This window comes from Mesorhizobium sp. M1E.F.Ca.ET.041.01.1.1 (assembly GCF_003997355.1).
GTDB lineage: Bacteria > Pseudomonadota > Alphaproteobacteria > Rhizobiales > Rhizobiaceae > Mesorhizobium.
Map to the genome: position 1 here is coordinate 1 of NZ_RZSL01000282.1, position 7861 is coordinate 7861.

Here is a 7861-nt window from a genome sequence, read left to right on the forward strand (position 1 = left end):
ATCGAGCACGATGCGCAGGCGCCTGGAGCCCATCTCGGCGATCAGCCGCATCGCGTCGGCTGCGGAGGTGACGACGTTGGCCTGCTCCGGCTCGATGCCGAGATCGACGCCGTGGCGCTCGGCAAGGTGAAGCGCCTTTTCCATCTCGCGCGCCATGTCGGCCCATGCCGACGGGTCAACATTGTCGGGGTGATGCGCCCACTGGTCCTCGGCGTTGCGCGTTCCGGTGCACAGCGTCACGAGCGGGATCGAAAGCCTGGCCGCGGTCTCGATGATGACCGCCAGCCGGCGCAGCCCGTCATCGCGCACCCGGCTGTCCGGATGCGCCATATTGTAGGTGCCCGACAGCGCGACGAGGCCAACGTCGGAAGCCCTGGCGGCGGCATCGATTATGCGGATCGCTTCGTCCGGAACCGCGTCCGGCATCGGCGGCAGGCCTGCGCAGGCAAGGTTGAACTGGGAGACCGCGAAGCCGGCATCGCACACGGCGGCAAGAACGCCGGCCGGCTCGCTGCCCGGAAAAGTCTTGGCGAACACCCCGACCTGCATCAGACCGCTCCGGTGACGCCGGCGAGTTCGACGCGCTCGCCGCTTTCGACCGAGCGGGCGATCGCCACCATGGCGCGGATCGAGGCGAGCCCGTCTTCGACATTGGCGCCGCGCTGCGGCGCGCCGTCGAGCACCGTGTCGGCGAGGCCTTCCAACTGGCGCCGGAAGAAATGGCCGTCGGCGCCGAGCGGCTTGCGTGATGTGGCGTCCTTCTCGTGGAAGATGTCGACCTCGCTGGCGCGGAAATACCAGGGATTGAAGGTCTTCGCGATCACCGAGCCGTTCTCGCCATAGAGCTGGAAGCCTTCGTGCCAGTCCATGCGCACGGCGACGGTGAGGTCGAGATGGCCGAGCGCGCCATTGGCGAATTCGGTCTCGACGAACCAGCAATAGGCGCCGAAGCGCTCGTTGAGGCGCGCGCGCACGGCGGTGATTTCACCGCAAAGGAAGCGCGCCGTGTCGACCAGATGCGAGCCATGCGCCAGCATGAAATACTGCCTCAAGTCCGCCTTTGGATTGCCGGATGGCTTCCTCGCCAGCTTGCTGGTGATCGGCAGCGGCTGCACGGCGTTGGTGTTGGTGTAGCGATGGGTGGAATCGCAATACCAGGCTTTCAGCGCCAGGATCTCGCCCATCTCGTCGCGGACGAAATCGCGCGCCGCTTCCAGCGCCGGGTCGAAGCGCTTCATGTGCCCGACCTGCAGCACCTTGCCCGAGCGCTTGACCGCCCCGGCGAGCTTCTCGCCTTCCTCGACCGAGACGCCGATCGGCTTTTCACACAGCACATGCTTGCCGGCTTCCAGCGCCTTGATCGACATCGGCACGTGATAGGTGTCCGAAGTGGCGACGATCACTGCCTCGAGTTGGGGGTCAGCGAGCATCTCGTCATAGTCGCCGTACATTTTTTCGGGCTCATAGGTGGCGCCCATGCGCGCCAGCAAATCGGGTGCCGCGTCGCAGATCGCGTAGAGGTCGGCATTGCTCGCCTTCGCGCAGGATTCCAGATGCGCGAACTGCGCGATCGGCCCGCAGCCGAGCACACCCACACGAAGGCGACGGTCTTGTTTGCGGATCATCGTCCTACGCCCCGTAGCCGCGCATGGTCTGGCGGTTGGTCTTGACCGCTATGGCCGGGTCGGCTGCTGCCGTCTCGGACTCCTCTTCCAGCACCAGCCAGCCGTTGAAGTTGGGCGCGGCGCTGGCAATCTCGATCACCTTCGCCGTGTCGCAGACGCCCTTGCCGAGCATCGCCCAGGTGCCGGCCGCATCGACGTCCTTCAGATGCACGTAGCGGATGCGGTCGCGATAGGTGGTGAGCGTGTCGGCCATGTCCTGACGGCCGCGCAGGATGTGTCCGGTGTCCGGCACCCAGCCGACCAGCGAGGCGTCGATCAGCCCGAAGATCCGGTCATAGTCGGCGCGGTCGAAGAGCAGCGTGTTGTGGTGTGAGCTCGGATGTACCGCGACCTGGACGCCGGCCTTGCGGCCGAGCTCGCCGGCCTTGTTGTAGATCTCGGCGGCAATGGCGAACTTGCCGTCGCGCGGGCCGTCGGAGACGACGGTCGCAGAGCCCATCGACACCAGCGCGCCCGGAAAGGCGGCGGCGAAGTCGATCCAGCGTTTGGCGGTCTCGAGGTCGGCGCCGATCTCGTTCTTGAGCGTGAAGCCGCTCTTCGAGCCGAAGGCGAAGGAGACGAGCGTCAGCCCGGACGCCTTCAGCGCGGTCGCAAACTCGGCCGGCTTGCCGGCATAGCGGCCGATCATCGTGTCGGTGATCTCGATGCCGGCATAGCCGCCATCGGCGATCGCCTTGAGGAGATCGTCGGGGCCGCCGGTGAAGCGGTCTCCCAGCATTTCCCAGGTGAAGGTCTGGCAGCCAACTTTGAGGTCTTTCACGTTCATCCTTTCATTCCTTGATGCCACCCTGAGGCCGCGGCGATATCGCCTGCCAGCAGATAGGTCCAATCATCGATGGCGATGCGCGGGGGCCTGCTCCATCGGTTCTGCGTGGGCTGGACATCCTACTTGACCGAGCCTGCTGTCATGCCGGCGAGGAAGAACCTCTGGGCAACGAGGTAGATGAGCAGGAGCGGTAGCGAGCCGAGCACGCTCATCGCCATCATCTGGTTCCATTCGAAGGCGTGCTGCCCCATCAACAGCTGGATGCCGATCGGGACGGTTCGCATGGACGTTGACTTCGTCAGCGTCAGCGCGAAGAGAAATTCGTTCCAGCACAACAGGAAGGTGTAGACCGACGTCGCCACGATACCAGGCAGTGAAATCGGCACGATCACCCGCCAAAGCGCTGTCCAACTGGTGCCGCCGTCGACTGCCACCGCTTCATCGAGATCGCGGGGCAAGGTGTTCAGATATCCCGTCATCTGCAGGATCGCGTAGGGCAGCGTAAACACCAGGTAGGTCAGGATCAGCGCGACGTAGGTGTCGAAGATGCCGTAGGAGACGACAAGTCCGAAGAAGGGGATCAGAAGCGTGATCGGCGGAATCGTCTGCGTGCTGATGATGAGTGTGTTCAGGCTGCCCTTGCCGCGGAAGTTGAAGCGGCTGAACCCATAGGCTGCCAGCAACGCGATCAGCACCGTCAGCACGGTCACCGCTCCGGCCACGAAGTAGCTGTTGAAGAAGAAGCGCAGCTTTACCGGATCGCCAAGGATGGCTGCATACGCCTCGAGCGTGAAGGCCTTCGGCAGGATGGTTGGCGGCAGGGCAAAGATTTCGGTATTCGATTTGAACGAGCTGCTCAGCATCCAGTAAATCGGGAAGGCCGCAAAAAAGAGCCCCGCTGCAAGCGCTGCATGGAGCGCGACGGTGATCAGCCTGTCTTTCGGCGTGTGCCTTTTCCTCATGGTGACTACCGAGCCTTTTGATAACGGATGTAGAACAGCGTAAGGCCGAGCGAGATCAACAAGATGACCACGGCGCTCGCCGACGCCTGCGACAGGTTGTAGCTCGAAAACGCCAGCTTGTAGGTGTAGGTGCTCAGCACCTCGGTCGAGTAGATCGGGCCGCCGCCCGTCGTTATCCAGATCAACGGGAAGACCTGCATGGTCCAGATGAAGTCGAGCAGCGAGATGCTGATGATGATCGGCATCAGCTGCGGGATGGTGATGAAGATCAGCTTCTGGTAGGCCTTCGCCCCGTCGATATCGGCGGCCTCGTAGAAATCCTTGGGAATGCCCTGCAGGCCTGCGAGCAGGCTGACCATGAAAAGCGGGTAGCCCGCCCAGATATTGGCGAAGGTGACGGCGTGCAGCGCGGTCTCGGGCGAGGAGAACCACTCGACCTTGGAACCGATGATGCCCATCTGCATGAGAATGCTGTTCACGACACCGTTCGGCTCAAGCAGCAGGCGCCACATCACCGCGATGATAACCGCGGTGAACAGCCAGGGCAGTATGTAGAGCACACGCAGGATACTGCGCAGCCTCGGATTGATGCGGTCGCTGTTCAGCATGAGCGCGAAGACCATGCCGATGGTCATGTGGAAAACGACACTCATGCCTGTGAAGTAGAGCGTGTGCCACAGCGAGGCCCAGAACACCGGGTCGTCGAAGATCGCCTGGTAGTGTTTCAGTCCGGCAAAGGATGGGTCACGACGCAGCACCGCGCTGTTCTGGACGGAATAGCCTATCACGGTCACCATCGGCAGGAGCATCAGAAGGCCGATAATGAGCAGCGAGGGCGACAAATAGAGGTACGGTGCGATCGCTCGTTTCAGCTTGTGGTGGGAGCGCTTTTGCCGGGTCATATGCCAACCTTGGGATACGCCTTCAAGAGAAGGTAAGCTTCGGAAACAGGGCCATCTCAAATTGCCGATCATTGTTGCCGGGTGGCCTGCCCGAAGTCAGGCCACCCGGTCGAAGATAGCAAACGGGGAACAGGCCGATCAGAATTTCGCCATCCAGCCCTTCTGGGCGGCAGCGGCTGCCTGTTCCGGAGATTGCCCGCCGGTGAGCATCTTCTGGGCTTCCACGTCGAACTGGGTCATCAGGTCTTCAGCCACCGGCAGGCCCGTGAACTCGTTGGCGAGATAACCGGTCTTGAAGATATCGAAAGCCTTGCCGAAAGCCTTGTCCGATGTCACGAAATCGGGCTTGGCGTTGACGTTGCCCGGGAAGGCGTTTGCAAGCGACACGAGCTTGGCGTTCACCTTCTCGCTCATCAGATATTGGACGAGTTTCCAGGCCTCTTCCTGATGTTTCGAGCCCGCGGAGATGCCGATGCCCCACGAGGCATAGGGAAGGCCGCGCTTGCCGTTGTAGTTCTCCACGACCGGGACCGGGATGAGGTCGAAGTTCAGCTTGGGATTGCGTTTGCGGATGAGGTTCACATGCGCGAGCGAGTCGATCATCATCCCGACCCGGTCGTTGACGAATTCCTCGACCTTTTCCTGTTCGGTCTTGGTGGCGATGCCGGGCGAGATGGTGCCGGCGTCGTTGAGCGATTTGACGAAGGTGAGCATATCCACCACGGGTTTGCCCTCGAGGGCGGGCTTGCCGTCCGCCATCATCGATTGACCCGACGCCCAGACCCACGACATCATGTCGTTCTGGACACCGGATGGCGTTTGCAGCGACAGCGGCAGCACCCAGCCATACTGGTTCTTGTCGGCATGGGTCATCTTCTTGGCGGCTTCGAGGAACTCAGCGCGGGTCGACGGCAGCTTGGTGACGCCCGCCTGGGCGGCGAGGTCCAAATTCACGAAGACCGGATAGACGAACGAAGCCACGGGGAACATCACCGCTTTGCCGTCAACCTTGATGATATCCGCGACTTGGGCTTTGTCGAAGCCGCTCGCATCCATCATCGGGTTCATGTCGGCCAGCGCATTCTGCGCGTTCAGATTGTTCACCCAGGCGCCGTCGAGACCGACGACGTCGCTGAGCGTTCCGGTTGCAGCGCCAACCGAGATCTGGTCTCGCGTGGTCGCGTACGGGCCGCTGACCAGCGTCACCTTGATACCGGGGTTCGCAGCCTCGAAATCATCCATGATTTTCCGCAAGGACCCTGCGGGCAGCTCTGGCTCCCACCACTGGGTGAATTCCAGCGTCGTGTCCGCCATGGCGCCGGTTGCGCCAAGCAACCATGCTGCCGCGGCTATTTTCAGCATCGCGGGTCGTATCCGAAACGTCATTTTCTCCTCCTTATTTAGGATCGGCCGCACAATGCGGACGATCGTCTGGTTTATTCAGAAGCCTTCATTCGCAGGCGCCTCGCTCTCGCCTACGGGCTTTGCCGCAGATCTTCAGATCGCCAGATGCGTCTCGGGATCGAAGAAATGCAGCTTGGTATCATCCAGGGCCAACCGGATTTCCGAGCCGGCGCGGACTGCGCTGACCGGTTCGAATTTCGCCACCGCATTCGACGCCAGGCCGAAATCCTGCACCGCGTCCGGGTCGCCGGAATCCACCCGGACCGCGTCGATGTTCAGATGGACGATATGTTCGGATCCGAGTTCTTCGATCGAGGTCACCTTTGCCGGTATCGTCTGATACTTGCGGCCGGATTCCAGGCTGCTGTCATAGAGATCCTCCGGTCGGATCCCGAACACGACCTTGCGCCCCGTATACGACCTCAAGCCCGGCCTGCGCACGAAGGCTGCATCCTGCAGCCGGATGGCTAAGGTGCCGGACGTCAGCTCGTCGCCTGTCAGGATCGCCTCGAAAAGGTTCATCGAAGGAGACCCGATGAAGCCGGCAACGAAGGCGTTCACCGGCGATTCATAGAGCCTCTTGGGTGTGTCGACCTGCTGCAGCACGCCACCCTTCAACACCGCGACCCTGTCGCCCATCGTCATCGCTTCGGTCTGGTCGTGGGTCACGTATATGGTCGTGACGCCGAGCTGCTTTTGCAGGCTGGTGATTTCGGCGCGCATCTGCACGCGCAGTTTCGCGTCCAGATTGGAAAGGGGCTCGTCCATCAGAAAGGCGGCCGGCTCGCGCACCATGGCGCGGCCCATGGCCACCCGTTGACGCTGTCCGCCTGAAAGGTTCGCGGGTTTGCTGTCCAGCAGAGACGTCAGCTGAAGGGTCTTGGCGATCTCGTCCACGCGCTTCTTGCGCTCGGCCTTCGGCTTGCCTGCCAGCCGCATCGAAAAGGCGATGTTTTCGAACACCGTCATATGCGGATAGAGCGCGTAGCTCTGGAAGACCATCGCGATGTCGCGGTCCTTGGGCGGCATGTCGACGACGTCGGTACCGCCGATCCGAAGGCTGCCGCTGGTGATGTCCTCCAATCCCGCGATCATTCGCAACGCGGTGGATTTGCCGCAGCCGGACGGCCCGACGAGAATCAAAAACTCACCGTCCTCGACCGACAGGTTCAATTGGTCGATTGCGTGAAAATTGTTCCCGTAGGTCTTGCAGATATTCTCAAGAATGACTTCTGCCATCTTCCTCCCTCCACAAGTCTAAGCCACTGATTTTTATATTTATCCTCGGCTTGTGTTCACCTGTGAAATATTTCCTCGGATAGTTTCAGGCTATGTTCCAGTATCGAGCTGCGCATATTTCAGTTCGACTGCTGACGGAGCGCCCGTCGATGCGACGATTCCGTGACCTGGTCGCCGGTCGGAAGCGCCTCGCGCCCGCCACGCCCCGTTGTCGAAAGGGCCGCCGCCGCGGCCGCGAATGCGACCCGGCCTGCGGTGTCGGCTCCGCGCGTCAATGCATGGGCATAGGCGCCATGAAAGCAGTCGCCGGCGCCGGTCGAGTCGACGACGGCAACCCGGTGTGGAGGCGGTGCCAGAGCCCTGTCTCGTCGCGTCCGCGATAGTAGACGCCCCTGCCGCCATCGGTCAGAACCACGGCGGACCGCGAGGGCAACCACAATGCATCGAGCATCTCGGCGGGCGTTCGGCGGCCCGTGGCAGTCCGCGCGAAGCCGAGGGGAAGAATGAGATGGTCGCAGAGCGCGATCAGCCTCTCGGTGGCTGGCCCGCCGCTCCATTCGACATCGCCGAGGATCGCAAGGCCGAGATCGCGGGCCCGAGCCACGACATCCAACGACCGGATCGCGTAACTATCGACGATCAGGACGGTCGCGCGGCTGAGGACCTCGTCCGGAAAGTCCGGCGCGGTGCCCAGCATCGCGTCGTCGTCATACGCGATGAACCGCTCCCCATCCGAGCCGACGGTGATCCGCGAGCGCACCGGGCGTGCCTGCGGGTGGCGCGGCGCGAATGCGGTTTCAACGCCGCTCGCAACGAGATCGCACAGCACGGCGTCGTCCGCGGCACTGCTTGCCGTCGCTCGACTCGGCGGGACCGCCGGGTTCGTCGGATGGCTAAGCAGTG

Annotated in this window: 8 protein-coding genes and 1 pseudogene; all 9 read right to left on the reverse strand. The window is 62.4% G+C overall.

Translation table 11 applies throughout. The features are described 5' to 3' along the window. Positions 1 to 549: sugar phosphate isomerase/epimerase (locus tag EOA38_RS21400; RefSeq protein WP_145966021.1), on the reverse strand; the 549-nt coding region annotated here is incomplete at its 3' end. After that, positions 549 to 1625: a Gfo/Idh/MocA family oxidoreductase gene (locus EOA38_RS21405; RefSeq protein WP_127300169.1), complete on the reverse strand. Its 1077-nt coding sequence runs from the start codon at positions 1623 to 1625 to the stop codon at positions 549 to 551. The genes EOA38_RS21400 and EOA38_RS21405, both read right to left, overlap by 1 nt. Positions 1626 to 1629: 4 nt before the next feature. Further along, positions 1630 to 2451: a sugar phosphate isomerase/epimerase gene (locus tag EOA38_RS21410; protein WP_127220768.1), complete on the reverse strand. Its 822-nt coding sequence runs from the start codon at positions 2449 to 2451 to the stop codon at positions 1630 to 1632. A gap of 119 nt (positions 2452 to 2570) precedes the next feature. Beyond that, positions 2571 to 3413, reverse strand: coding sequence for a carbohydrate ABC transporter permease (locus EOA38_RS21415; RefSeq protein WP_127300170.1), 843 nt, complete (start codon positions 3411 to 3413; stop codon positions 2571 to 2573). A gap of 5 nt (positions 3414 to 3418) precedes the next feature. Further along, on the reverse strand, positions 3419 to 4315 hold the full coding sequence (locus tag EOA38_RS21420; protein WP_127220769.1) for a sugar ABC transporter permease: 897 nt from the start codon (positions 4313 to 4315) through the stop codon (positions 3419 to 3421). A 138-nt stretch (positions 4316 to 4453) separates the two neighbouring features. Further along, a complete protein-coding gene (locus EOA38_RS21425) occupies positions 4454 to 5701 on the reverse strand; it encodes a sugar ABC transporter substrate-binding protein (protein ID WP_127220770.1) in 1248 nt (415 codons plus the stop codon). Between the two features lie 111 nt (positions 5702 to 5812). Further along, on the reverse strand, positions 5813 to 6958 hold the full coding sequence (locus tag EOA38_RS21430) for an ABC transporter ATP-binding protein (protein WP_126095424.1): 1146 nt from the start codon (positions 6956 to 6958) through the stop codon (positions 5813 to 5815). Between the two features lie 119 nt (positions 6959 to 7077). Further along, a complete protein-coding gene (locus EOA38_RS40470) occupies positions 7078 to 7314 on the reverse strand; it encodes a PfkB family carbohydrate kinase (RefSeq protein WP_245480888.1) in 237 nt (78 codons plus the stop codon). Further along, positions 7230 to 7861, reverse strand: a pseudogene (locus tag EOA38_RS21435) (hypothetical protein); the annotation flags it as partial. The pseudogene EOA38_RS21435 and the gene EOA38_RS40470, both read right to left, overlap by 85 nt.

Excerpts from the sequence above, each read along its gene's own strand:
- EOA38_RS21405 (WP_127300169.1), bottom strand. The coding sequence starts at position 1,625 with ATGATCCGCAAACAAGACCGTCGCCTTCGTGTGGGTGTGCTCGGCTGC.
- EOA38_RS21410 (WP_127220768.1), bottom strand. The coding sequence starts at position 2,451 with ATGAACGTGAAAGACCTCAAAGTTGGCTGCCAGACCTTCACCTGGGAA.
- EOA38_RS21430 (WP_126095424.1), bottom strand. The coding sequence starts at position 6,958 with ATGGCAGAAGTCATTCTTGAGAATATCTGCAAGACCTACGGGAACAAT.
- EOA38_RS21415 (WP_127300170.1), bottom strand. The coding sequence starts at position 3,413 with ATGAGGAAAAGGCACACGCCGAAAGACAGGCTGATCACCGTCGCGCTC.
- EOA38_RS21420 (WP_127220769.1), bottom strand. The coding sequence starts at position 4,315 with ATGACCCGGCAAAAGCGCTCCCACCACAAGCTGAAACGAGCGATCGCA.
- EOA38_RS21425 (WP_127220770.1), bottom strand. The coding sequence starts at position 5,701 with ATGACGTTTCGGATACGACCCGCGATGCTGAAAATAGCCGCGGCAGCA.